We start from the raw sequence: 25387 nt of genomic DNA, 5'->3' as shown, positions 1-25387 counted from the left end.
GCCGCGCCCCGGACCACCGGCCACGGCAGGCGGGCACGAGCCGGCGCCGAGGAGGCCAGGACCAGGCAGGTGTGGTCAGTAACGAGCGCAACCGCCATCAGCAGAGTGGTCCAGGAGGAAACGTCCCGGTGGCCGAAGAACCAGGCCAGGACCAGGACAGCCAGACTCAGCAGGCATCCCTCCTCCGGCGCCAGAGCCGTCCACAGCGCCACGACCGCCAGGACGGCGAGCAGCAGCGGGAAGGTCCCCGCCGCGAGTGCCGCGCCAAGCAGCGCGAGCACCGAGATCGCGCGCACCACCAGCTGCGAGGGTGACAGGACCCGGGGCACTCGGGCCAGGAGCCAGCCAAGGGGGCCGGAGCGAGGTCTGCGCCCCGAACGGTTTGGCGCGTTCATGCGCCGCTCCTGGGACGGGACATCGCCGTCAAGGCCGCGTCCAGCGTGCCCGGGCCCCGCCAGGGAACGACGGCGATCCCCCGGTGCTCCAAGGCGGCGATGGTCCGCTCCCGCTCCAGGGCGAGCACCTGGCGAGCCGCGTACTCCACGCTGCTCAGTCCACGCGGGTCAGACAGCTGCGGGGCGGTGTCGACGACGAGGACGTTCAGGCCGCAGGCAGCCTGCTGAGCCGCCAGCTCCACCACCTGCGTCTCGGTCAGCGGGCTGAGGACCACCACGAGGCTCCCCGGCGGGGTGGCCAGGCGCGGACGTCGTGACGCCGGGGTGCGGTCTGAGCCCGGCCGCAGGCGTCCGAGGGTTCCCAGCACCCGCAGGTAGTGACGGCGTCCGTGGCCTGCCGGTACCGGCGTCGTCACTGCTCCCATCACCCGCAGCCCCATCCGGTCCCCGGTACGCAGGCACCAGGCGGCGACCGACGCCGCAGCGTGCACCGTCCGGCTCAGGCTGCCCTCGTCCTGCCGCGAGGGCGCCGGAGTGTCCGCGAAGGCGTCGACGACGAGGAGGACCTGGGTGTCTGCCTGTGCGTAGGTCGTGCGCACGTGGAGCCGGCCCGTGCGCACCGAGGTCGGCCAGTGCACGAGACGAGGCCGGTCCCCGGGCTGGAAGAGACGGATGTCGTTGAACTCTGCCCCCTCCCCCGCGTTCCTGGCCCCGTGGACCCCGAGCATCCGCGGGGGGTGGGGCACCGGTGCGTCGGAGGTAAAAGCGCCGGGCGCTGGTGCCACCGTCAGCTCGATGGGGTGGCGGGCGAGCCAACGGTTGTCAAAGGCTCCCCACACACTGCGCAGGTACCGCTCGCCCTCGACCAGGTCGGCTCCCTGCCCCAGGATCTCGGTGCGTGGACGGCCGTGGGGCGGCACGCTGCGCCCCAGCAGGCGATGATGAGCAGCGGGGTCGCCAGCACCACCAGGTCAGGTCGGTGCCCGGCGACGGCGAGCAGCGCCAGGCCAAGGCCACCCACGACGGCGCGCAGGTGGAGCGTCGTCGGCTTCCAGGGCTCAGCAGGTTGCTGGGTCGCTGCCGGGCTCCAGGGCTCAGCCGGTTGCAGGGTCACTGCCCGGCTCCGGGAACAGGGGTGCTCGCCAGGACCTGGGCAACGACCTCGCGCCCACTGATCGAGCTCATCCACAGCTCGGGCCGGATGGAGAGGCGATGAGCCAGGGCCGCGACCGCCACGTGCTTGACATCCTCCGGGGTGACGTAGTCACGGCCACGGACCACGGCCAGGCCGCGAGCGGCGGTGACGAGCGCGAGCGAGCCACGGGGCGAGGCCCCGACGGCGACGGCCTCGTGCTCACGTGTGGCCGCGGCCAGGGCCACGCAGTACCGGCCCACCGACTCCTCGACCTCGACGTTCTCCACCGCTAGCTGGGCGGCCCGCAGACGGGTGGCGTCTGCCACCTGTGGCACGACCTGCTCCTCCTGCCGGCGTCCGATCCGGCGCGCCAGGGCCTCCCATTCCTGGTCCGCACTGGGGTAGCCGAAGGACAGGCGCAGCAGGAAGCGGTCCAGCTGAGCCTCGGGGAGCTGGTAGGTCCCCTCGTACTCCGCCGGGTTCGCGGTGGCGATGACGTGGAAGGGCTGGGGCAGCGGGAAGGTCGTCCCCTCCACCGTCACCTGCCGCTCCTGCATGGCCTCCAGGAGAGCCGCCTGGGTCTTGGGCGGGGTGCGGTTGACCTCGTCGGCCAGCAGCAGGCCGGTGAACAGCGGTCCGGGCCGGAAGCTGAACTCGCCACGCTTCTGGTCAAACAGGAAGGAGCCAGTCAGGTCCGAGGGCAGCAGGTCGGGGGTGAACTGGGCGCGAGTGAAGTCCAGCCCGAGGGCCTGGGCGAAGGAGCGGGCCATCAGGGTCTTGCCCAGCCCTGGGTAGTCCTCCAGGAGGACATGGCCTCCCGCCAGCACACCAGCCAGGATGAGCTCCAGCTCCTCGGGGTTGCCGACGACGGCCTGGGTCACCGAGTCCAGGACCTGTCTTGCCAGGGCGCAGGCCTGCGCAGCGCTGAGGGCCTGGGGCGGCGTCGGGTGGCTTGTGGTCATAGGGACTGGATCCTCTCGATCAGGCGAATGAGGTCGTGGTCAGTGCGGGGAGCAGGCATCGTGCCGCTGACCAGCTCCCACAGCTCGGCTCCCAGGAGGCAACGAGCACGCTCAGGATCAGCGTCAACGTCGACGGCCTGCCTCTCACGCAGGCGATCACGGGTGAGCTGAGCAAGATGCGGACGCACCCCGCTGTCCCAGCCCCGTGACGAGGTCGCGTCACGCAGGAGCCAGGTCAGTGTGGACAGGAGCCGGTCACTGGGTGCCGGGAGCGACCCCGGTGGCTCGCTCACGGGGAAAGCGGGCAGACCGAGCTCGACGCGCCTCAGGCGCGCGATACCCAGCAGGAGCAGCGGTGCCGCGAGCGCGATGACGGGATGGAGGCGGACCCCCATGAGGCTGAGGACCCACATAGCCGCCCAGACCACAAGGGTCACAAGCACCGCTGTGCGCAGGCGAGACGCCGTCATCACAGCCTCACCTCGCGCGACGACGCCCCGGCCTGCGGCCCTTGCCCCTCACTCAGGCCTAAAGCGGCATGTACCTGCGCCAGACCGCCGCGGGTCTGCTTGCGTGCTGCCTCGGTCATCTCGTGGGAGGAGAAACGGGCCTCGCGGTAGAGGGAGGCGAGATCCTCAATCGCCGCGGCCGGTACTTATCGCTGCGCCCGCACCCGCAGGACCAGCTCGGTGGAGGTCTCGTGGGGCCGGGTCCCCACACCGACCTGCGTGACGTCTCGCTCCAGCGCCATCCAGGCCGCCACAATGGCGTTGGCCGGGCTTCCGTGCCGCAGTGCCTCCACCTGCCGTGCCGCCTGGCTCGGGCTCAGGAGGGCGAGGTCAGGACCGCATCCCTCGGCCGGCGTGTCAACGGCAACCGGCTGGAGACCCTGCAGGTGTGCGAGGAGGAAACGCACAAGCCGCCAGGCCACCAGACAGGCAAGCACGCCGGCAACGAGCACGACCATGACGACCAGGGCCTGGGCCCACAGGGATGGAAGAAGCACCGTGGGCGCCGCGCTCGGCTGGGGCCTGGTAGAGGGCGCCGTGGTCGTCATGAGCGGTGCGGTGTCCGTTGAGGCCCATGCCACCAGGACCACAGCCAGGGCGAGCGCGCACAGGACGAGCCCGCGCCACGTCGTCATAGAAGCAGCTGGCCTCATCCTCGCTCCTGTCACTGGGCCTCGATCCTAACCAGTGGTGTCCAGCAGGCCAGCGGTCTCCTCGCTCACTGCGACCGTGCCGGACAGGCCAGCCAGCTCGTGGGCAGTCTCAAGCACCATCTCACCGTCTGCCAGCTGTCGGACCCAGCTCTGCGGTATGGCGTTCAGACCTTAGAACGCGCCCGCCAGCTGCCCGTAGACCGAGCCCACTGTGTCGGCGTCGTGGCCGAGGTTGACGGCAAGCAGGGCGCCGTCGTGAACCTGGCCGGCCAGGGCCTCGGCGTGGGCATACAGCACCTCCCGGCTGGCACCTTGTGCCGCCAGGGCAATGAGCCGACCCCAGGCACCGCAGGCCTCGACGCACACGGGTAACGGGGGCGTGGTCATCGAGCCCGCCCGGCACAGCGTGTCCGCCAGATCCAGGTCGCTGGCGAAGGCGATAGCCACCGGCGCCAGGCGCATGAGAGAGCCGTTGCCGGCGGTCCAGCGGGTGGAGGGCTCCGCAGCACCCGTCTGGTGCGCGCGAAGTCGCTCAAGGACCACAGGGTCTGGTGACCGATCCCGAAACAGCGGCCCGTGCTCGTCAGGTACCCCTCGTCTCGCCAGCGCAGGAAGCGCTCGGCCTGGTCGCGCAGATCGAAGGTGCCGGTCTCAATGAGGCTGCGGGCCAGGCACAGGGCCATCGAGGTGTCGTCGGTCCACTGCCCGGCCTCCAGGCCGAAGCGTCCGCCCCCACGCATGCCGGTCACAGCCGGCAAGGTGTCACGTGGGGCGAACTCCATCGGAGCCCCGAGCGCGTCACCAACCGCCAGGCCGAGCAGGGCGCCAACAAGCCGGTCACGGTCCACTTGCGGCGCAGCCTCGTGCGCGCTGGTCTTCTGCCGTGACGACGACGGACCGGTTGGTGCTCCTATCGCCCCTCCCTCGCTCAGGTAGGCGATGGTATCCCGACCAACGTGTACGGGTGCGGCCGATTGAAGAGATCCACACCCTTCACTCGGTCGCACCCGTTCACCTTCGGCGCGCTAGGAGGCCTCAGGCCACAGTGAGCTCCACCGTGGTCTCGCCCTCGCCGTCGACCCGCTGGCCGCCGCTGACCAGCGACCAGGAACCGCTCAGGCCCGTCGCCGTGGCGCGCAGGACCTGTCCCTGCCGCACCACCTGGACCGAGGCCTCCTCACATCCGTCGTGAGCCGGGACCGTCACCACGCGCTCGTCGCCCTCAGCCAGCGCCTCGACCCGGACCGTCAGGCCCTCACGCCAGTCCTCCTCCGGGCGCGTGATGCTGCCAGCCAGCGCCAGCGCAGCGCCCTGGCGCACGTACAGGGGCAGGCTCTCCACCCCGTGCTTCTCGTGGACCCAGCGCGGGCCCTGGACGCTCTGGCCAGTCCAGTACGAGGTCCACGTGCCCTCGGGCAGGTAGACGTCCGCCTCGCCCTCGGCGTCCATCACCGGCGCGACCAGGAGATCGGAGCCGAGCATGTACTGCGTGTCCACGTCCCAGGCTCCGCGGTCACCCGGGAACTCCAGGAACATCGAGCGCATCATCGGCGTGCCGGTCTCGTGGGCCTCACGGGCGGCGGCGTAGAGGTAAGGCATCAGGCTCAGGCGCAGGTTGATGAACCGGCGGGCCACGTCCACCGACTCCTCGTCAAAGGCCCAAGGCACACGCACCGAGCTTGACCCGTGCAGGCGGGCGTGGGAGGACAGCAGCCCGAAGGCCAGCCACCTCTTGAACACGCCCGGGTCCGGGGTTCCCTCAAAGCCGCCGATGTCGTGGCTCCAGTAGCCGAATCCGGAGCTTGTCAGTGACAGGCCACCGCGCAGGGTCTCCCCCATCGAGGCGTAGGTCGACTCGTTGTCCCCGCCCCAGTGGACCGGGAACTGCTGGCCGCCGGCAGTGGCCGAGCGAGCGAAGAGGATGGCCTCGCCCTCACCGCGTACCTCGCTCAAGAGGTCGAAGACGGTGCGGTTGTACAGGTGGGTGTAGTAGTTGTGCATCCGCTCAGGGTCCGAGCCGTCGTGCCAAGCGATGTCCCGAACCGGGATGCGCTCACCGAAGTCGGTCTTGAAGCAGTCCACGCCCATCTCCAGCAGCCCGGCGAGCTTGGAGCGGTACCAGGCGACGGCGTCGGGGTTGGTGAAGTCGACCAGCGCCATGCCAGCCTGCCACAGGTCGGTCTGCCAGATGTCCCCGTTGGTCTTGCGTACCAGGTACCCCTTGGCCGCGCCCTCGGTGAACAGTGCCGAGCGCTGGGCGATGTAGGGGTTGATCCACACGCAGATCTTCAGTCCCTTGGCCTTCATCCGCTCGAGCATGGCGGCCGGGTCTGGGAAGGTGGCCGGGTCCCACTCGAAGTCAGACCAGTGGAAACCACGCATCCAGAAGCAGTCGAAGTGGAAGACGCTCAGCGGCAGGTTGCGCTGCGCCATCCCGTCGACGAAGCCGGTGACGGTTTCCTCGTCGTAGGAGGTGGTGAAAGAGGTCGTCAGCCACAGACCGAAGGACCAGGTCGGCACCATCGGGGCCCGGCCGGTCAGGGCCGTGTAGCGGCGCAGCACGTCCTTGGGAGTGGGACCGTCAATGACGTAGTAGGTCAGGCGCTCGCCCTCCACCGAGAACTGGGTCCGGGTAGTCAGCTCACTGCCCACCTCGAAGGAGACCCCTCCCGGGTTGTCCACGAAGACACCGTAGCCGGCGGTGGTGAGGTAGAAGGGGATGTTCTTGTAGGCCTGCTCGGAGGCGGTACCGCCGTCCTCGTTCCAGATGTCCACGCTCTGGCCGTTCTTGGTCAGGGCCCCGAAGCGCTCACCCAGGCCGTAGACACGCTCGCCCGGACGCAGGCTCAGCTGCTCACGCATGTAGGTCTGGCCGTCTGGAGCGACGACGTGGGCCACCGCCCGCGGCAGCGAGGTGGTCAGCTCCTTGCCGGCGTGGGTGAAGCGAGCGGTCCAGTCCGCCCCTTCCTCCAGGTGCACAGCCAGGTCCCCGGCGCGCAAGGTCAGTCCCGAGCCCTCGGCCTGGACGACTCCGGAGTAGCCCGGCTCGCTCGTCACCTCGAAGTGAGGCCCGGGGTCACGCCGGCCGGCGTGGTTGACCAGCGAGACCTTGATGACGCCGTCCGCCACGGCGGTGAAGGTGGCCGTGAGCAGGGGGTTGTTGAGGGTGTCGCCGCGTCCGGTGACCGGGCGGACCGGGGCGTAGGCGCGCAGGGCAGTGGCGCCGTCGTCCGTGGTAGGTCCCAGGTCCAGCAGACCACGAGCCTTCTCGACCTGGTAGCCCTCGCGGTCGAGCCAGTATCCGTTAGAGAACTTCATGTGGGGTCCTTAGATCAGTGAGGGTGACGCTCAGGGGCGCCAGGAGACAAGAGGTCCTGGCCGCTACTTCACGGCGCCAGCCGTGACCCCTCGGGTCAGGGTGCGCTGGAAGAAGAGGAAGAACAGGAAGGTCGGGATGAGGGAGACCAGCGCGCCGGCGTTGAGCGTGGGAACGTCAAGCATGCGGTCGCCCTGGAGGCTGGACAGCGCGATCGGCACCGTCTGGGTGTCGTTGGAGGTGAGCATGACCAGCGGGATGAAGAACTCGTTCCAGGTCCAGATGAAGAAGAAGATCATGAGCACGCTCATCGTGGGGCGCACGATCGGGAAGACGACCTTCCACAGAATCTCCCAGCGGCTGGCACCGTCGAGCTCGGCAGCCTCCAGCAGTGCGCGTGGGAAGGTGCCCAGCACAGAGGAGAGCAGATAGGTACCGAAGGCGGACTGGATGACGGTGAAGATGATGACGATCGACCAGGGGTTGTCAGTCAGCCCCACCTTCTGGGCCATCATGAACAGCGGGTAGATCAGGCCTTCCTGCGGCAGCATGTTGGCGATCATGAACAGGGCGATGATCCAGGCCCTGCCCTTGACCCGTCCCACGCCGATCGCGTAGGCGTTGAACAGGGACAGGAAGGCTCCGGCCACGGCCACCAGCGCCGAGGTCCAGATGGAGTTCCACAGCTTGACCTGGAAGTTGACCCGCTCCCAGAAGTAGGCCAGGCCATCGGTGTAGAAGCCGGTAGGCAGTGACAGCGGGCTGCCGCCGGAGTAGTCAGCCGGGGACTTGAAGGCGTTCATCACCATCAGGACGAAGGGCGCGACCATGAACAGGGCGAGCACGCCGACGACGGCGAGGACCACCCAGCGAGCCACGCCACGGTGGAAGCGGTCCTTCTTCTTGGCCGGAACGGCCTGGGCAATGGTGGCGCTCATGTCAGCGGCCCTCCTCTTCACGGCGTGCGCTGCGGTTCTGGAAGAACTGGATGACGCCGGCGATGACGATGATGACAAGGGTCAGGACGGTCGAGATCGCGGCTCCGTAGCCGACCTTCGACTTGTCGAAGAAGTTGAGGTACGAGTAGTAGCTGGGCACCAGGGTCGAGGACTCCGGGCCGCCACGGGTGAGCACGTAGACCGGCGCGAAGACCTTGAGCGCGGCGATGGTGCAGGTCAGCACGATGACGAAGGTCTCGGGCTTGATCTGCGGGATCGTGATGGCGCGGAAACGAGCCAGCCATCCTGCGCCGTCGAGCTCGGCGGCCTCGTAGAGCTCAGGGTCCACGCGCTGGAGGGCGGACATGAAGATGACGGTCGGGTAACCGATCTGGATCCAGATCAGGACGAACATGACCGCGGGCAGCGCTGTGGAGGTCGATCCCAGCCAGTTGGGCGGGTTGTCGATCCCGATGCCACGCAAAATGGTGTTCAGCGCCCCGGTCTGGGAGTTGAGGATCCAGTTCCACACGATCCCGGCCACGGAGATCGGCAGGATCTGGGGGAGGTAGTACATGGCGCGCAGCGTCGTAGCCACCGAGGAGTTGAAGTGCTTGCCGATGTAGTCGAAGAGCACGGAGGCCAGGAACAGCCCGATGAGCGTGGGAATGACCACCATCGCCACGATCATGTACATCGAGTTGCCAAAGGAGGCCCAGAACTTCTCGTCCGCCAGCAGCGCTTTGTAGTTGTCCAGCCCGATGAAGCGCATCGGGGCCATGCCTCCCTTCCACTTGTGCAGGGAGTACCAGATGTTCATCGTCAGCGGGAAGGCGATGATGACGGCGAAGGAGACCGCCCCGGGGATGAGGTAGAGCAGGTAGGGCAGGCTACGGCGCCTGGACCTGTGGACGGTAGTCGTGCGAGCTGTAGGCACTGGAGGCTTCTTCCGTGTGGACCGCGGTGGACTCAGGAGGCACGACGGCGCAGCGCGGCTCACGCTCAGCGCTGCGCCGTCGTCATGAGGGAGGCGGGAAGGCTTACTCCTCGCCCACGCCCATCTCGCTCTTGCCCTCCTCGTAGGCTGCCTGGAGGTCGGCCAGGACGTCCTCAGGGCTCTTGGAGCCGTTGATGAGGGACTGCATGGCAGAGGTGATCTGGTCGTAGAAGCCAGCCACCGGCCAGTCGGGGTAGAAGGCCAGGCCGTCCTCGTCCAGGATGGTCTGGAAGTTCTCGGTCAGGGTGCGGGTCTTGTCATCCTCGATCGTCGAGGCGTCGCCGGCCACCGGCAGACCGCCCTTCTGCCCCAGGATCTCCTGGACCTCGTCGGACAGGGTGATGTCGATGAAGTCGTAGGCCAGCTCCTTGTTCTTGGCGTTGGTGGGCACCACCCACAGGTTGCCGGAGGAGCCGATGGACAGCTTGGAGCCGGGGAAGAGGAACTGGTCCCAGGTGAAGCCGGTGATGTCAGCGACCATGCGGCCGAACCACCAGGAACCGGAGACGAACATCGGGTAGGAACCGGCGATGAAGGAGGCTCCGGCGTCCTCTGCCGTCAGGCCTGCCGAGTCCGGGGCCACGTAGCCCTTGCCGATCCACTCCACGAGCTTGGCGGTACCAGCCTTGACCGGGTCCACGCTCCAGTCGACGTCGCCCTTGAACAGCTGGTAGGAGTCAACGAAGGAACGGTCGGCCTGGGCCAGGATGAGCTGGTACCACAGCTGTCCCATGGGGTACTCCGAGCCGGCCTCAGCCAGCGGCACCTGTCCACGCGCCACGAAGGCGTCGCACACGGCCTCCAGCTCCTCCAGCGTGGTGGGCACGGCCAGGCCCGCCTCGTCGAACATGTCCTTGTTGTAGTAGACGAAGACGTACTCGCCGTAGTTGGGCACGCCATACCAGTCGCCGTCACCCATGAGGCCGTCCTCGGTGTAGCGCGCGGTGGTCTGGATGGAGGTAGGGAGCTTGGTGTCCCAGCCACGCTCGGTAGCCTGCTCGGTCAGGACCTCGATCAGGCCCTGGGAGGCGAGCTGACCAGAGGTGGCGTTGCCCTTGTTGTACTCCATGATGTCCGGGACGTCGTCGCCGGTGAGCACGATCTTGGCGTTCTTCTGGAGCTGCTCGAAGGTCTGGTCCTCGGTCTTGACGGTGACGTCGGGGTGCTTCTCCTTGAAGATCTCGATGGCGCGGGCCCAGGCCTGGCCCATCGCGGAGTCATCAGACTCGTAGTCCCAGATGACGAAGGTCTTGGAGTCCGATCCGGAGCCCGAGCCTCCGCACGCGCTCAGGCCGAGCAGGCCGGCGCCCGCCAGGCTCGTCATGGCCAGGGTGTTGAAGGTCCTGCGGTTGATCATGGTCGTTACCTCTGCGTTGAGTTGCCGTTACTGGGATCTGGGTGTGATGCCCCGAGCCGGTGGCGCGGGGACGTGCGTGGGCGCCGTCTAGGGCGCGGGGACCGGGCCGATGGTCTCGCCGGCCACGAGGGCGCAGCGCACCAGGCGCTGGCAGTCGGTCGGGGCGATCTGGCCGTCCAGGAGAGCCACAAGCGCCTGGGCGGCGTAGGCTCCCATCTCCTCCCCCGGCCCGTGGGAGGTGGTCAGGGGCGGGTAGGTCATGGCGGACAGGGGCCGGGAGGACACGGCGCCGACGACGGAGATATCACCTGGCACGTCCAGGCCCATCTCGTGGAAGCCAGCGAGCAGGCCCAAGGTCGCCATGTCGTTGAGGACGACGAGAGCCGTGGGGCGGTTGGCCTGCGCCCACAGGCTGCGAGCCAGCTGCCGGCCAGCCACGGGGCTCGCGTCGCAGGAGACCGTGGCTGGAGCAAGCCCCAGGGACTCCATCGAGGCCCGGTAGATGGTGCGTGAGCGCACGGCCGGCCCGTAGCCGGTGGCGACCTGGGTCTGTGGGCGTCCGACGAAGGCGATGCGCTCGTGGCCCAGAGCGTGCAGGCGCCGGACCACGGAGTCGATAGCCTCCTCGAAGTCGATGTCGACGTAGGCGTAGGCCGAGGAGTCCTCGGTGCGCCCCACGAGCACGAAGGGGATCTCCGCCTCCTGCAGGTGGCTCACCCGGGGGTCAGCGACGGCGACCTCGACCAGCAGCACGCCGTCGGCCTTGCCCTGGCGCACGATCGTGGCCAGCTCGGCGCCTCCGCGATCGCGGCTGACGGGCCACACCGCCAGGTGGTAGCCAAGCTCCGCAGCCGCGCGCTGGGCGCCGCGGACGATGCCGAAGACGGTCTCTCCCATCGCGGTGTCGAACTCGGGGAAGCTCATGGCCAGCGTGTAGGAGCGCCGGCGCGCCAGTCCGCGTGCCATCGCATTGGGCTCGTAGTCGAGCTCCTCCATGGCCTGACGAATGCGCTCGGCGGTGGCTCGGGCTACGGGGCGTGCGCCTGACAGGGCGTAGGAGACCGTGGAGACGGCCACGTTGGCCCGCTTGGCGACGTCCTGCATGGTGGCCACCCAGCCCACCTCCTTGTGAGAGCCTCGAATCGAAGCGCTTCGTCGAAACGCTTCAATAAGGATGGAAGGTGCCCCGATCCCCAGGCAAGCAGATCGGGCGATCATCGAACATTTTCGATGATCGCCCGATCAGGCAGTCTCGGACGGCCGGGCTCAGGCAGCGCCCCGGCCGCGCAGGAGGCGTGAGGAGGCCTTGGCGACGCAGTGCTCGACGAAGGCGATGATCTCCGCCTCCACCTCGGCACGGGTGGCCGGCTCGTTGTGCACCTCGTGACGCATTCCGGTGTAAACACGCGTGCGCACGTCATGGAATCCCGCGTCCCACAAGGAATTGGCCACGACGTAGGCCCCATGGCCGAAGTCCGCCACCGGGTCCTGGTCTCCAGCCAGCAGGAGCACCGGCAGCTCGGTGGAGACCGGAGACATCCACCCCTCGGCATTGGCGCGGTCATAGAGCTCGATAAAGGAGCGGCCGAAGCGCAAGGTCATTGGCGCCCCGAAATTGTTGTACGGGTCCACGGCGTGGTCAGCGACCACCTGCGGGTCGGAGGCGACCCAGTCGGTGGGTCCCGCCCCCTCCCCAAAGCGGTCGAGGAAGCCCTCGAACATGGCGGCGGTCAGGTTGTCGCTGTCCAGCGCCTGTCCCCCGCGCTCAGCGATCGCCGCGTCCAGAGCATCACGCACATGGGGGTTGCGCATGCCCTTCATCGAGGCGGCGACGCCGCACAGCGCCAGGCCAGCCAGACCCTGGGGGTGGGTGGTGGCCAGCGAGCGGGCGATCATGGAGCCCCAGGAGTGGCCGAAGACGACGTAGGGCAGGTCCGGGTGACGCTCGGTGACGATCTGACGCAGCTGTTGTTCGTCCTCGACGACGACGCTGGCACCGTCCTCCCCGGCGTCCTGCCACACGCCGGAGAGCATCGCCGTGCGGCCGTGGCCGGCGTGGTCATCAGCAGCGACGACAAAGCCGACGTCCAGGAGGGCGGTGATGAGGTGGAGGTAACGACGCGAGTGCTCCCCTAGGCCATGGACGATCTGGACGATCGCACGCGCGGGCGTGGTCGGCTCATAGATCCAGGCCTGGATCTCGTCGCGGCCGTTGATGGAGGTGAACGGTGTCTCGTGCAGTGCCATGACTGACCTCTCTGTCAGATGTTGCAGCAGATCGATGTGCCTGCGACCTTACTCCCACGCTCGCAACAGGGCGATCAGGCTGCCGACCGGCTCGCCCCAGCCCAGCACCTGTGCCGGGAGCGCTTCCTCCAGCCGCTCACCCAGGTCCCCCTGAACGCCGAGGGCACGCAGGGCCGGCAGCATGGCCGGCACCCGAGCACGTGAGGCGCCGTCAGCGATCTTGACGGCCAGGCACGCCCCTCCTGCAAGAGCCAGGGCGTACACGCCCTCGGCTCCGTCCTTCGCGACCGCGCCCGGCAGGGCCCGCATGAGCGCCGTGACGTCGCGCCCCTGGCCGCCCACCAGCTCGGGCCAGGTACTCATCGCCTGCGCCACCGCGTACTCGGCGCTGCCCGGAACCGCGCTGGTCAAGCGGCCATAGGCCCGGGCCAGTCCCACCAGTGGCAGGGGATAGACCTCGGCGCCGCAGCCGTCGCGCGTGATCGTGGACGGGTCGATCCGGCAGCCGGTCAGCTCCTCGACGCTCGAACGCACCAGTGCGGCCACCGGGTGGTCGTGCTCAAGGTAGCCGGCAGGGTCCCACCCGCAGGCCACGGCAGTGGCCATCATGGCGGCATGCTTGCCCGAGCAATTCTGGTGCAGGCGGTCAGGCCGGGCGCCCGAGGCCGTGAAGGCGCGACGTTCAGGGCCCCCGATCGGCACCCCCGGGGTGTTGCGCAGGTCTGCCGGGCCCAGGCCGTAGCGGCGAAGGATGGAGGTGACGACCTCCAGGTGCTCAGCCCCACCGGAGTGGCTGGCGCAGGCCAGCGCCAGCTGACGCGGCTCCAGCTCCAGCCCCGCACGCACCATGCCGACGGCAAACAAGGGCTTGAGCGCCGAGCGGGCGAAGACACCGCTGTGCACATCCCCGGCCTGGAGCACCACGTCACCGTGGGCGCCCAGGGCCACCAGGCTGCCGTAGTGGACGGACTCGATCGTCGGGCGCTGCGGGCTGCCTCCGCGAGTAGCGGCCACCAACGGCACCATCCCGGCCGGGCCGAGCCCTGCGAAGACGGTGGACGGGTCAGACGATGCGTCCGTGACGCGATGCTCGGCAGCTTTCACCCGCCCATTGTGTCCGCCTCAGACTCAGCCCACCAGCCTCAGGCACCCCGACGCAGGTCCGCGGTAGTGATCAAAGTGTTGAAGCGGGCGCTGGCCAGGCAGCGCCTGAGATCCTCCATCACCTCCTCACGCGTGGCGAGGGCGGCGCTGACGTCGACGTGCTCCATGCTCAGCGCACAGATGCCCCACGTATCTGACACGGTCTCGACGACGAACCTCCTGGCCAGGAACGGGCGCAGGCGGACCAGGTCCGCACCGGCGCCGTAGATCACGCTGCGCATCCGCTCCTGCCCGTCCAGGCCGCATCCCTCGGCCCCAGCAGCGCTCGGGGCGTCCCACACCACCACCTGGACGAAGACCGTGCGCTGTCCCGTCCGCGGTGCGCTGAGCAGCCGCTTCAGCGGCCTCATGACCATCTGCTCCGCGGTGGGCTGCTCTAGGAGAAGAGCCTCATCACAGGAGCCGGCATAGGCGTAGGCCAGCACGCCCCGCCGGGTCAGGGCCTGCGCCAGCTGCCCCATACGCTCATCCTCAAAGTCCTGCCTCTGCCACCACACGGTCCAAGAGCGGCCGGGCACGGGGAGCTGAAGGTCAAAGCCCTCCTGCCTCGCGCCGTCAATGACGGCGGGCATCCCCTCCTCCGGCCAGACACGGACCAGCGCCGCATTGGCCCCCATCCTGGTCACCAGGGCACAGCTCAGTGGTGACGGCTGCCTTGCCTTGTCCGCCGGGCACGCTACCGCGGTCCCGCTCACGCCTGTCCTCATGACCCTGAGGCTACGCAGGAGGTACGACACGAACTCTGACACAAGTGAACGTTCACATTCAGGGCGGATCCCGTCTACACTCGGTTCCAGACCGGTGACGTCCTCGACCACCACGACGCCACTGTGACCCACCCACCGACACGCAACGGAGCCCTCGGATGTCTCAGCACCCCACCACCTCGACCCCCCTGGACCTGACTCGGACTGCGTTGGGTATTGAATTTGGTTCGACCCGGATCAAGGCGGTGCTGATCGATCCTGCTGGCACGGTGCTCGCCTCCGGCGCGCACGACTGGGACAACTCCCTGGTCGACGGGGTGTGGACCTACCGCCTGGAGGAGATCATCACCGGCCTGCGCGCCGCCTACACCGCCCTGGCCAACGACCTCAAGGACACTCACGGCCTTGCCCTGACCACCACCGGAGCCATCGGGATCTCGGGCATGATGCACGGCTACATCGCCCTAGACGCCCAGGGCCAGCTCCTGACCCCCTTCCGCACCTGGCGCAACACCATCACCGCCGAGTCCTCCGCCGCCCTGTCCCAGTTGTTCGGCCTCAACATCCCCCAACGCTGGACCATCTCCCACCTCCACCGCGCCATCACCACCGCAGAGCCCCACGTGCCCCACATCAACCGGGTGACTACCCTGGCCGGCTACATCCACTGGCGCCTGACCGGCCGCCACGTCCTGGGCGTGGGCGAGGCCTCCGGCGTCTTCCCCATCGGAGCCGACGGCGCCTCCTTCGACCCACACATGCTCGCCGCCTTCGACCAGGCCGTCTCCGCGCCCTGGCACCTGGCCCAGGTCCTACCCGAGGTCGCCCTGGCCGGCCAGGAAGCCGGCACCCTCACCCCCGACGGCGCCACCCTGCTCGACCCCACCGGTACCCTCCAACCAGGCATCCCCCTGTGCCCGCCCGAAGGAGACGCCGGCACCGGCATGGTCGCCACCGCCGCCCTACGCCCCCGCACCGGCAACGTCTCAGCCGGCACCAGCGCCTTCGCCATGATCGTCCTGGACCAGCCCCTACGCACCCTCATCCCCGAAATCGACCTCGTCGCCACCCCCACCGGCCGCCCCGTCGCCATGGCCCACGCCAACAACTGCACCTCCGACCTCAACGCCTGGGTCGAGGTCTTCTCCCAGTTCGCCACCACCCTGGGCCACCCCATCGACCGCGGCCCCCTATTCGACCTCCTCCTCACCGCCGCCGACACCACCACCATGGACCAAGCCGGCACCATGTCCTACAACTTCCTATCCGGCGACGCCCTGGTAGGCCTGACCGAAGGACGCCCCCTAACCCTGCGCCGCCCCAACGCCAAGTTCGGACTAGCCGGCCTCATGCGCTCCCACCTGTTCGCCCTATTCGCCTCCATGGCCCACGGAGTCCAGATCCTGCGCCGCACCACCAACATCACCATCGACTCCATGCACGCCCACGGCGGCATCTTCAAGACCCCACGCATCCCCCAACAAATCCTCGCAGCCGCCTTCAACACCCCCGTCACCGTCTCCACCACAGCCTCCGAAGGCGGCGCCTGGGGCATGGCACTCCTAGCCGCCTACTCCCAATGGGCCCAAAACACCACGCTCGAAGACTGGATCGACAACACCGTGAGCACCACACAACAGGCCCTCACCCTCCAAGCCACACCCGAACAAGTCACCGAGTACCAGCACTACCTCGAACACTTCATCAACGGACTACCCCTACAAAAAGCCGCCATCAAAGCATTCTGAGCCGACCTCACCCACCTTGAGGCCTCTCGGGCCGGCTCAGGACCAGTAGGCCCAGCAGGCCTCACGCGCCGGCTGCGCCCAGGCGCTGTCCGGGGTGGACACCTCACCGCTGATCGCCGAGACGACCAGGGCGGCCAGGTCCGGCTCGCCCCGTCTGGCACAGTCGTGCCCCAGCATGTGCAGCAACGGGCCCATGTGCCGGGGAAGAACCAGGCCACCGATGGCCTGACTGAGCTCGCCGTAGGTGATGACCTCACCGTGGCCCGCAAGCTCCACCAGGACCTCGCGGGAGCGCACCGTCGCCTGCGCCAGGCGCGGGGTCAGGGTGTGGCGCCGCTCCCCCACCGGGTAGCGCTGACCGACGACGAGGACGAGCCGGTCCGAGGCCAGCGGCTCATGCTTCACAGGGTCACGCTTCACAAGGCCATCATGCCCGGTGACCTGGAAGACTGGTGCCATGAGCCAGACCCATGACGCCTACCAGTACCCGACCGTGCTCGTGCGCGGCGAGATCAAGCTCGGCCAGTTCCTCAAGCTGGCAGGCTTGGTCGAGGACGGCGCCGAGGCGCGGATCGCGATCCAGTCCGGTGACGTGAGGGTCAACGGCGAGGTCGAGACCCGGCGCGGCCACCACCTGGCTGCTGGGGACGTCGTCGAGGTCGAGCTACCGGCCCAGGCCGCGGGCGCCGTCGTCGCTGCGCAAGACAAGAGTAGGGGCCGGCGGTCCCGGGCCTTCAGTGCTTGAGGCACCCCGGGCCCAGGAGCGCCTTGACGTCGGAGTAGAAGGCCTGTGAAGCCTCCACCCGCAGGGAGTTGCTCAGCTGGGTACGCACCTCGCGGTACTTGCTCGTCAGCGTGAGCCTGACCGGGCTCATCCCGGGGTGCTTCTCCAGCACGGTCTTGAGCTGGTCAATGAGCGGGCCGGTGCAGCGGTTGGTCGGCAGCGTCAGGGTCACGGACTCGTGCGTCGCGCTGGAGACATCGGGAATCGTCATCTCCTGGACCGCCAGGGCCACCTGCCCGTCACGCCGGTTGACCCGCCCGCGCAGGGTCACCACCGTGTCAGGAGCCAGCATCGTGGAGACTGTCTGGTAGGTCGCGGGGAAGAAGAGCGCCTCCACCGTTCCGCCCAGGTCCTCCACCTGCGCGATGGCCCACAGGTTGCCCTGCTTGGTGGTCTTGCGCTGCAGGGAGGTGATGAGCCCGGCCACCGTCACCATGGCACCGTCAGGCCGCTCCTCGTTCTCCAGCAGGTCAGCGATCTCGACGTCCGCCAGCTTGGAGAGCATGCCCTCCAGGCCCAGCAGCGGGTGGTCAGAGACGTAGAGGCCCAGCATGTCGCGCTCGAAGGCCAGCTTGTCCTTCTTGTCCCACTCAGGCAGGTCCGGGACCTCGGAGGAGAAGACCGGGCCGGAGCCGAAGGCAGGGTCCTCAGACGCCTGGTCGCCACCGCCCAGCGAGGCGAAGAGGTCGAACTGTCCCACGGCCTCGTTGCGCTTGACCCCGATGATCTCGTCAACGAAGTCCTCATGGCAGGCCTGCAGGGAGCGACGTGACTTGCCCAGGGAGTCAAAGGCACCGGCCTTGATCAACGAGTCGATCGTGCGCTTGTTGCACACCACCGCCGGCACCTTGTCCAGGAAGTCCTCAAAGCTGGTGAAGTCGCCCTGTTCCTCACGGGCTGCGACGATCCCGTCGACCACGTTGGCGCCCACGTTGCGGATCGCCCCGAGCCCGAAGCGGATGTCCGAGCCGACGGCGGAGAACTGGGCACGCGAGGCGTTGACGTCCGGGGGCAGCACCTTGATGCCCATGTGACGGCACTCGCCGAGGTAGAGCGCCAGCTTGTCCTTGTTGTCCTTCTGGCTGGTCAGCAGCGCCGCCATGTACTCCGTCGGGTAGTGGGTCTTGAGGTACGCGGTCCAGTAGGACACCACGCCGTAGGCCGCCGAGTGCGCCTTGTTGAAGGCGTACTTGGCGAAGGGCACCACGACGTCCCACAGGGTCTTGACGCTCTCCTTGGAGAAGCCGTTGGCCACCATCCCGGCCTCGAACTCGACGAACATCTTGGCCAGGATGTCCATCTTCTTCTTACCCATGGCCTTGCGCAGGGCGTCGGCCTTACCCATCGTGAAGCCCGCCAGGTCGGTGGCGATCTTCATCACCTGCTCCTGGTAGACGATGAGGCCGTAGGTGTTGCCCAGGATGGGTTCCAGGGCCTCCTTGAGCTCCGGGTGGATCGGGGTGATCTCCTGCTGGCCGTTCTTGCGCAGGGCATAGTTGGTGTGTGACTCCGCACCCATGGGCCCGGGACGGTACAGGGCGCCGACGGCGGAGATGTCCTCGAAGTTGTCAGGCTTCATCAGCCGCAGCAGCGTGCGCATACCACCGCCATCGAGCTGGAAGACGCCCAGGGTCTCCCCGCGCGAGAGCAGCTGGTAGGTCTCGGCGTCATCCAGGGCGACGTGGTCGATGTCCAGCGGCTCCTTGCCGTTGGCCACGATGTTCTCCAGGGCATCGGAGATGACCGTGAGGTTGCGCAGGCCCAGGAAGTCCATCTTGAGCAGCCCCAGGTGCTCACAGGTGGGGTAGTCGAACTGGGTGATGTAGGCGCCGTCCTGCAGGCGCTGCATCATCGGGATGATGTCAGTCAGCGTGGCGCTGGACATGATGACGGCGCAGGCGTGCACGCCCCACTGGCGGGTCATGCCCTCCAGCCCCTGGGCGAGCTCAACGATCTTCTGGGCATCGGGGTCCTCAGCGTGCAGGGCGCGGAACTCCGCGGCCTCCCCGTAGCGCTCGTCCTCGGGATTGAAGATGCCCTTGATGGTGATGTCCTTACCCATGATGGTGGGAGGCATCGCCTTGGTCAGCCGGTCACCGACGGCGTAGGGGTAGCCCATGACGCGGCTGGAGTCCTTCAGGGACTGCTTGGCCTTGATGACGCCGTAGGTAACGACCTGGCTGATCTTGTCCGCGCCGTACTTGGCCTTGACGTAGTCAATGACTTCCTCACGCCGGCGCTCGTCGAAGTCGACGTCGATATCCGGCATGGAGATGCGCTCGGGGTTGAGGAAGCGCTCGAAGATGAGGCCGTGCTGGAGAGGATTGAGCTCGGTGATCCCCATGGCGTAGGCAACCATGGAGCCGGCTCCGGACCCACGCCCCGGTCCCACGCGGATGCCGTGGTTCTTGGCCCAGTTGATGTAGTCAGCCACCACCAGGAAGTAGCCGGGGAACCCCATCTGGACGATGACGCCGATCTCGTACTCGGCCTGCTTGCGGCAGTCCTCGGGGATGTTACCGCCGAAGCGCTTGTCCATCCCCTTCCAGCACTCCTTGATGAACCAGGACTCCATGGTCTCCCCCTCGGGCACGGGGAAGGCCGGCATGAAGGAGGCTCCCTCGTCCACGGTGGCGAAGTGGACGTCGCACTGCTCGGCCACGAGCAGGGTGTTGTCACAGGCCTGCGGCATCTCGCGGAAGAGCTCACGCATCTCCCGTCCGGGACGCAGGTAGTAGGTGTCGCCGTCGAACTTGAAGCGGTCGGGATCGGAGAGCACCGAGCCGGAGTTGATGCACAGCATCGCGTCCTGGATGGTGCGGTCCTCGGGGCGTACGTAGTGGGAGTCGTTGGTGGCCAGCAGGGGTGCGCCGATCTCCTTGGCCAGGCGCAGCAGGTCCTTGGTCACCCGCTGCTCGATCTCCAGGCCGTGGTCCATCAGCTCGACGTAGAAGAACTCCTTGCCGAAGATGTCCTGCAGCTCCCCGGCGCAGCGCAGTGCCTCCTCCCACTGCCCCAGGCGCAGCCGCGTCTGGATCTCCGAGGACGGGCAGCCGGAGGTGCCGATGAGCCCGGAGGCGTAGCGCTGGAGCAGCTCGCGGTCCATACGCGGGGACTTGCCCCACTGGCCTTCCAAGGAGGCGTAGGAGTCCAGGCGCATGAGGTTGTGCAGTCCCTCGTCATTACGCGAGAGCAGTGTCATATGCGTGTAGGAGCCTCGCGCCGAGACGTCGTCGGAGCGTTGGGACTCCTCTCCCCAGAACACGCGCGTCTTGTCAAAGCGCGAGGTCCCGGGGGTCATATAGGCCTCGACGCCCACGATCGGCTTGATACCAGCCTTGCGCGCAGCCTCGTAGAACTCGTAGGCGCCGAACATGTAGCCGTGGTCGGTGATGGCCAGCGCCGGCTGCCCCAGCCTCTTGGCCTCGGCGACGTAGTCCTTGATCTTCCCGGCGCCGTCGAGCATCGAGTAGTCCGTGTGGACGTGGAGGTGGACGAAGTCGTCCTTCTTAGCCTCAGGTGCCTGGGTACCGGGATCAGCCATGGGCCCATCCTAGGGCCGGGAGCCGGGCCTCAGCGGGTGAGGAACCTCGCCATGTCCTGGTGCCAGATCCCGGCGTCGAGGTACCGGCGCCCGTCCCCCGGGGCATAGCCGCAGCGTGCGTAGAAACCCATCGCCTGCTCCTGGGCGGACAGCACCATCCGCACCCTGTCCGGGGCGCTCGGACCGTCCCCGGTCGCCAGCTCCACGGCTGCCTGCTCGACGGCGGCCACGAGCCTGGCGCCCAGGCCCGTCCCCCGCGCCGAGCGCCGGACGGCCAGCCGTCCCAGGTGCGCCTGGCCAGGATCATCGGGGTCGATCAGCAGGCGCGCTGTGCCCAGGGGCGTGCCGTCAGGAGCACTCGCCAGGACGTGCACCGTCGTCGGCTCATAGTCACGCGCGTCGATCTCCAGGACGAGGGGAACGTTCTGCTCCCGGACGAAGACCTCCAGGCGCACCAGGCCTGCACCTGCGTGCACCAGCTCAGCCTGCTCCCCGACGCCGTCACCGCGCGCCGTCAGGATCCTCACCGTCTCAGGCATACCTCAGCACCTCCAGAGCGTGGACGAGATCGTCGGGGTACGGACTGACGAAGGTCATCCACTCTCCTGTGATCGGGTGGGCCAGTCCCAGACGGTGCGCGTGGAGCCACTGGCGCACCAGGCCCGTGCGCTGGGACAGGGCTGCGTCCGCACCGTAGGTCTCGTCGCCCACGCAGGGGTGGCCGACGGCGGACATGTGCACGCGGATCTGGTGGGTACGCCCGGTCTCCAGGTGGATCTCCGCCAGGTCGGCGGCCGGCATCGACTCGATGACGTCATAGTGGGTGACGGACTCGCGTCCGCCATCGATGATGGCCATCTTCCACTCTCGGCTGGGGTGGCGCCCGATAGGAGCGTCAATCGTCCCGGAGGAGGGGTCAAGGTGGCCCTGGACCAGGGCGTGGTAGATCTTGTCCACCTCGTGCTCACGGAAGGCTCGTTTGAGCACCGAGTAGGCTCTCTCGCCCTTGGCCACGATCATGGCGCCCGAGGTGCCCACGTCCAGGCGCGAGACGATCCCCTGACGCTCAGCGGCCCCGGAGGTGGCCACCTGGACGTGCATGGCCTTGAGGGCACCGAGCACATCCGGCCCGTCCCAGCCCATCGAGGGGTGGGCCGCGATCCCGGCCGGCTTGTCGACGACGACAATGTCCTCGTCCTCATACACCAGGCTCATGCCGTCCACAGGCGTGGGTGCGGGGCCCAGCGGGCGAGGATCAGGCAGGTCGACCTCAATGAGGCTACCGGCCACCAATCGGTCCGACTTGCCCAGCACCGCCCCGTCCATCCGCACCCCGCCCTGGGCGCACAACTCGGAGACCTTGGAGCGCGACAGGCCGGTCATGCGCGCCAGGGCCGCGTCCACGCGCTCGCCCACCAGTCCGTCTGGGACAGGCAGCAGACGCATGCTCACGAGGCCTGCTCCTGGCCGGTCCCCTCGCCGTCCAGCTCGTCTGGCCCGTCCTGACGGGTTCCAGACGAACGGCTGCCGTCCAGCTCCAGGCCGTAGACGGACAGCGCGACGATCGCCGCCGCCGCCACGACGATCGCGATATCGGCGACGTTGCCCACAAAGTAGCCGCCGTAGTCGATGAAGTCGACCACATGTCCCCGAAAGACACCGGGAGAGCGGACCAAGCGGTCGATGAGGTTGCCGACGGCGCCGCCCAGCACCAGCCCCAGCGTCACGGCCCACCAGCGCGAGGCCAGGCGCCGCGAGGCGCGGAGCACGATCACCGTCACCACCACGGCGACGACGGTGAAGATCCAGGTCTGGCCGGTGGCGAAGGAGAAAGCGGCCCCCGGGTTGCGCACGAGCACCAGGCCCAGCAGGTCACCCAGGAGCGCCACCCGGTGCCCGTCGGCCAGGGCCGAGGCGGCCCAGGCCTTGGTCAGCTGGTCAACGAGGACCACGACGATCGCCACCAGCCACAGAGCAAGGACGTAGCCAGAGGGACGCTGCAGCCGCAGGCGCGCTGGCGCCGCAGCACGCCTGCCACGGGGCCGGGCTGAGGATGGTGTCATAGCGGGGCTCGCAGTCCTTTCTCACTCACGCGCAAGGGCGACGTCCCGGCACGGGACGCCGCCCTCACAAGGTGGTCAGCTGTGTCGCCTCACAGCGACGGGGAGCTGCCGGAGCCCACGCCGTCCTCGACGTTGGTCAGCAGACCCTGCAGGTAGCTCTTGAGGCGGGTGCGGTAGTCGGACTCGAAGCGACGCAGCTCGTCGATCTTGTGCTCCAGACCGGAGCGCTCCTTCTCCAGCTGGGCCAGCGTGCGGTTGCGCTGGTCCTCAGCCTCGCGGACGATCTGCTCACCCGTGGTACGGGCTTCGGCAACAATACGCTCGCCCTCGGCCTTACCGTTGGCAACGTGCTCGTCGTGCAGACGCTGTGCCAGCTCCAGCATGCCGGAGGCAGCCACCGGCTCCTCACCACCGGCGACGGCCGGCTCCGGGGTAACCACAGGAGCAGCCTGGACGGCCGGCTCGACAACCGGGGCCTGGGCGGGAGCCTCGTGGGGGGCGTCGCTGGCATCGGCAAGCCGAGCGTTGGCGGCCTCGAGCTTCGCCTTGAGGTCGGCATTCTCAGCCTCGAGCTGACGCATCGCCTCGACGACCTCGTCGAGGAACTCGTCAACCTCGTCCTGCTCGTAGCCCTCGCGGAACTTCGTCGCCTGGAACTTCTTGTTGAGGACGTCGTCTGCCGTCAGCAGCGTCATAGTCGTCACCTCGGTGTCGTTACGGAAAATGTCACGAGCACCGGTTCGACCGGGTACTCATGCGAACAGAGTACCTGAACTTAAGGTTCAGGTGATATTGAACAGAGTGTCAGGATCAGGATCCCTCTCAGGGCACCAGCATATCGCGACCCTGGTACCTGCCTGGGAGCCGGAGCGCAGGCCCCCTGGCACGGTCAGATTCTCGCCACCATCCCCAGGGCAACCTGGAGGACGACGATGATGAAGTACAGCGCGATAAAACTGAGGTCGATGCCCATCCCACCGGCACGCAGCACCGGGACCACGCGCCGCAGCCACCTCAGCGGTGGGTCCGTGAGCGCGTAGCCCAGGTTCGCCAGGACGAGCACAAGGCCACGTGGCCTCCACTGCCGGGAGAAGACCTGGATCCAGTCCAGCACCACCCGGCCCAGGAGGACCAGGATGTAGAGGCTGAGCAGGCTCTGCAGGATCGAGACGATCGGAACCAGCACCGCGGCCCTCGCCCCGCTCAGCTCTGGTTGAAGAAGCGGTCGTGGGAGACGGTGGCCCCCTGGCCGCCGTCAGTCTCCACGGTAGCCGGGGTCAGGAGGAACACGCGCGGGGTCACACGCTCGATCGCGCCGTGAAGCCCGAAGACCAGGCCGGCGGAGAAGTCCACCATGCGGCGGGCGTCGGACTCGCTCATGTTGGTCAGGTTGACGATCACCGGCACGCCATCGCGGAAGGACTCGCCGATGACACGCGCCTCGTTGTAGGTCGAGGGGTGGACGGTGACGATCCGGCGCAGGTCCGCACCCGCCCCGGCCGCGGTACCAGAGTCCTCAAGACCCGCGTAGTCGGCGAAGTCCTCAGCCTCCTGGGCAGAGTCGGCGACGGCGGGGGCGGCGTAGGTGTCATAGGCGCCACCGGCCTCGTGGTAGCCCTCGTCATAGTCCTCAGCGGGCTCGGAGTATCCGAGGAAGTTCGTCATCTTGCGCAGCGCGCCGCTCATGTGTTCGCTCCTGTGTCCTGCCGGTCCTGGGGCGGTCCGGACAGCACGACGTTATCGGTGCCGCACCGTCCTGCCCTCGATTGGTTTCGGCGTGTCATCATCCCGCCAGGACCACACCGGCCATACGTCCGGTCACAGGCTCGCGCCGGTAGGAGTAGAAGCGCTCGTCCTCCCAGGTGCACCACCCGCCACGAACCACGTGCTCCACTCCGGCCCGCGCCAGCTGCGCCTGGACCCCGGCAGCGACGTCGAGCCCCGGGGTACCCCACCGGGTCCGCGAGCCGCACTCGCTCTCGCGGGCGAGGCTCGCGGCCTGCATCTGCTCGGGCACCTCGTAGCACTGCCCGCAGATACACGGACCGATCGCGGCCCACAGCTGGCCCGCACCCACGCCGCGCCGTTCCAGCTCGTCCAGCGTTGCAGCCACCACGCCGTCGAGCATGCCCCGACGACCCGCGTGCACAGCTGCCACCACGCGTCCGTCCTGGGAGGCCAGGAGCAGCGGGACGCAGTCGGCCACCAGGACCCCGACCCCAGCCACGCCCTCGCACCGCGGGTCCGCTCGGTCCAGGATGAGCGCATCGGCTCGCGGCACGTCCCCACGTCCCCCAGCGCGGTAGGCGGTGGCGACGACGGCGGAGTGCACCTGGTCCATCCAGGCCACCACCCCCGGCCCCACCTCGCCGTCGGCTCCCTGCCCCAGCCCCAGCGCCAGCTCCAGGGCGCGCCGGGCGGCCTGGACGTGCTCGGGGCTGTCTCCGACGTGCGCCGCGAGGTTGAGACCCCGGTAGGGATCGTGGTGCGAGGCAGTGTCACCGGGCCACAAGCGGGTGGTGAACACGCCTCGGGCTGCCGGACCGAGGTCGAGGGGCAGGAGGAGGGGTGCACCAACGCCCCCTGCCTCGGGCGCGGACCGGGGCGAGGGGGCGTCAGGCGTCATGAACGTGCTCAGCGCAGGAAGTCAGGCAGGTCGATCTCGTCGGACTCGGCGTCGGCGCCCATGAGCCGGGGAACCTCCAGCTCCACGGCCGCCTCGGGGGCGAGGTCGTCAACGTAGGCCGGCACCTCGCTGGTGGGGGCCGTGGGAGCCGCCGGAGCCGGGCTGGAGACCTGCGGCGCCGGCCGGGACACGGGGTTCTCGGCGGCGTGAGCGCCGCGGGCCGGGGTCTGGGGCGCTGCAGC

At 68.3% G+C, this 25387-nt stretch carries 24 protein-coding genes and 2 pseudogenes; 2 read left to right on the top strand and 24 right to left on the bottom strand.

Annotation, left to right across the window (positions count from 1 at the left end; translation table 11 throughout):
* From HMPREF0058_RS12690 to HMPREF0058_RS11770, 14 genes and pseudogenes are all read right to left on the bottom strand, one after another.
* A partial coding sequence (locus tag HMPREF0058_RS12690) for a hypothetical protein (RefSeq protein WP_169305816.1) occupies nt 1-395 on the bottom strand: 395 nt, incomplete at its 3' end.
* Entirely contained in the window at nt 392-1315 is a 924-nt protein-coding gene (locus tag HMPREF0058_RS05800; protein ID WP_040319550.1) for a DUF58 domain-containing protein, read from the bottom strand. The genes HMPREF0058_RS05800 and HMPREF0058_RS12690, both read right to left, overlap by 4 nt.
* Nucleotides 1316-1505: 190 nt before the next feature.
* Nucleotides 1506-2492: an AAA family ATPase gene (locus HMPREF0058_RS05795; protein ID WP_006548794.1), complete on the bottom strand. Its 987-nt coding sequence runs from the start codon at nt 2490-2492 to the stop codon at nt 1506-1508.
* A complete protein-coding gene (locus tag HMPREF0058_RS11780; RefSeq protein ID WP_006548793.1) occupies nt 2489-2962 on the bottom strand; it encodes a hypothetical protein in 474 nt (157 codons plus the stop codon). Before HMPREF0058_RS11780 ends, HMPREF0058_RS05795 begins: the two co-directional genes overlap by 4 nt.
* 185 nt (nt 2963-3147) lie before the next feature.
* Nucleotides 3148-3654 carry a hypothetical protein gene (locus tag HMPREF0058_RS05785; RefSeq protein ID WP_024035775.1) on the bottom strand — a complete coding sequence of 169 codons (507 nt, stop codon included), beginning with the start codon at nt 3652-3654 and terminating at the stop codon, nt 3148-3150.
* A 171-nt stretch (nt 3655-3825) separates the two neighbouring features.
* Nucleotides 3826-4502, bottom strand: a pseudogene (locus HMPREF0058_RS12070) (ADP-ribosylglycohydrolase family protein).
* Nucleotides 4503-4689: 187 nt separating this feature from the next.
* Complete coding sequence (gene yicI, locus HMPREF0058_RS05775) at nt 4690-6972, bottom strand: alpha-xylosidase (protein ID WP_006548789.1); 2283 nt, start codon at nt 6970-6972, stop codon at nt 4690-4692.
* 63 nt (nt 6973-7035) lie between these two features.
* Nucleotides 7036-7908 (bottom strand): carbohydrate ABC transporter permease, encoded by an 873-nt coding sequence (locus HMPREF0058_RS05770; protein WP_040319549.1) that lies wholly within the window; start codon nt 7906-7908, stop codon nt 7036-7038.
* Between the two features lies 1 nt (nt 7909).
* The gene (locus HMPREF0058_RS05765) at nt 7910-8845 is read right to left on the bottom strand and encodes a carbohydrate ABC transporter permease (RefSeq protein ID WP_024035778.1); all 936 of its coding nucleotides are present in this window, start codon (nt 8843-8845) and stop codon (nt 7910-7912) included.
* Between the two features lie 103 nt (nt 8846-8948).
* Entirely contained in the window at nt 8949-10262 is a 1314-nt protein-coding gene (locus HMPREF0058_RS05760; protein ID WP_006548786.1) for an ABC transporter substrate-binding protein, read from the bottom strand.
* 87 nt (nt 10263-10349) lie between these two features.
* On the bottom strand, nt 10350-11366 hold the full coding sequence (locus tag HMPREF0058_RS05755) for a LacI family DNA-binding transcriptional regulator (protein ID WP_229083721.1): 1017 nt from the start codon (nt 11364-11366) through the stop codon (nt 10350-10352).
* A 162-nt stretch (nt 11367-11528) separates the two neighbouring features.
* The gene (locus tag HMPREF0058_RS05750) at nt 11529-12509 is read right to left on the bottom strand and encodes an alpha/beta fold hydrolase (RefSeq protein WP_006548784.1); all 981 of its coding nucleotides are present in this window, start codon (nt 12507-12509) and stop codon (nt 11529-11531) included.
* Nucleotides 12510-12557: 48 nt separating this feature from the next.
* On the bottom strand, nt 12558-13613 hold the full coding sequence (locus HMPREF0058_RS05745) for an asparaginase (RefSeq protein WP_197055213.1): 1056 nt from the start codon (nt 13611-13613) through the stop codon (nt 12558-12560).
* Between the two features lie 38 nt (nt 13614-13651).
* Nucleotides 13652-14245, bottom strand: coding sequence for a hypothetical protein (locus tag HMPREF0058_RS11770; RefSeq protein WP_141560466.1), 594 nt, complete (start codon nt 14243-14245; stop codon nt 13652-13654).
* Nucleotides 14246-14538: 293 nt separating this feature from the next.
* Between HMPREF0058_RS11770 and HMPREF0058_RS05735 the strand changes: the two genes are divergently transcribed.
* Entirely contained in the window at nt 14539-16128 is a 1590-nt protein-coding gene (locus HMPREF0058_RS05735; RefSeq protein ID WP_006548781.1) for a xylulokinase, read from the top strand.
* A gap of 36 nt (nt 16129-16164) precedes the next feature.
* On the opposite strand, the gene HMPREF0058_RS05730 is transcribed toward HMPREF0058_RS05735, so the two are convergent.
* Nucleotides 16165-16587: a cupredoxin domain-containing protein gene (locus HMPREF0058_RS05730; protein WP_006548780.1), complete on the bottom strand. Its 423-nt coding sequence runs from the start codon at nt 16585-16587 to the stop codon at nt 16165-16167.
* On the opposite strand from HMPREF0058_RS05730, the gene HMPREF0058_RS05725 reads away from it, so the two are divergent.
* Nucleotides 16586-16873 (top strand): RNA-binding S4 domain-containing protein, encoded by a 288-nt coding sequence (locus HMPREF0058_RS05725; RefSeq protein WP_048684205.1) that lies wholly within the window; start codon nt 16586-16588, stop codon nt 16871-16873. The two genes, HMPREF0058_RS05730 and HMPREF0058_RS05725, sit on opposite strands and share 2 nt — an antisense overlap.
* On the opposite strand, the gene dnaE is transcribed toward HMPREF0058_RS05725, so the two are convergent.
* The 9 genes and pseudogenes from dnaE to HMPREF0058_RS12685 form a co-directional block, all read right to left on the bottom strand.
* On the bottom strand, nt 16863-20456 hold the full coding sequence (gene dnaE, locus HMPREF0058_RS05720; protein ID WP_006548778.1) for a DNA polymerase III subunit alpha: 3594 nt from the start codon (nt 20454-20456) through the stop codon (nt 16863-16865). The genes HMPREF0058_RS05725 and dnaE overlap by 11 nt on opposite strands.
* Nucleotides 20457-20485: 29 nt before the next feature.
* Nucleotides 20486-20995: a GNAT family N-acetyltransferase gene (locus HMPREF0058_RS05715; protein WP_006548777.1), complete on the bottom strand. Its 510-nt coding sequence runs from the start codon at nt 20993-20995 to the stop codon at nt 20486-20488.
* Entirely contained in the window at nt 20988-21908 is a 921-nt protein-coding gene (locus HMPREF0058_RS05710) for an RluA family pseudouridine synthase (protein WP_024035674.1), read from the bottom strand. Before HMPREF0058_RS05710 ends, HMPREF0058_RS05715 begins: the two co-directional genes overlap by 8 nt.
* A complete protein-coding gene (gene lspA / locus HMPREF0058_RS05705; protein ID WP_024035673.1) occupies nt 21905-22519 on the bottom strand; it encodes a signal peptidase II in 615 nt (204 codons plus the stop codon). Before lspA ends, HMPREF0058_RS05710 begins: the two co-directional genes overlap by 4 nt.
* A gap of 89 nt (nt 22520-22608) precedes the next feature.
* On the bottom strand, nt 22609-23214 hold the full coding sequence (locus HMPREF0058_RS05700) for a DivIVA domain-containing protein (RefSeq protein ID WP_006548774.1): 606 nt from the start codon (nt 23212-23214) through the stop codon (nt 22609-22611).
* 194 nt (nt 23215-23408) lie between these two features.
* The gene (locus HMPREF0058_RS05695; RefSeq protein ID WP_006548773.1) at nt 23409-23705 is read right to left on the bottom strand and encodes a YggT family protein; all 297 of its coding nucleotides are present in this window, start codon (nt 23703-23705) and stop codon (nt 23409-23411) included.
* 17 nt (nt 23706-23722) lie between these two features.
* The gene (locus HMPREF0058_RS05690; RefSeq protein ID WP_006548772.1) at nt 23723-24205 is read right to left on the bottom strand and encodes a cell division protein SepF; all 483 of its coding nucleotides are present in this window, start codon (nt 24203-24205) and stop codon (nt 23723-23725) included.
* 97 nt (nt 24206-24302) lie between these two features.
* Entirely contained in the window at nt 24303-25046 is a 744-nt protein-coding gene (locus tag HMPREF0058_RS05685) for a purine nucleoside phosphorylase YfiH/LACC1 family protein (protein WP_006548771.1), read from the bottom strand.
* Between the two features lie 107 nt (nt 25047-25153).
* Nucleotides 25154-25387: pseudogene (locus tag HMPREF0058_RS12685) on the bottom strand (cell division protein FtsZ); the annotation flags it as partial.

This window comes from Actinomyces urogenitalis DSM 15434 (assembly GCF_000159035.1).
Lineage (GTDB): Bacteria > Actinomycetota > Actinomycetes > Actinomycetales > Actinomycetaceae > Actinomyces > Actinomyces urogenitalis.
This window is presented reverse-complemented; position numbering and strand designations above follow the sequence as displayed.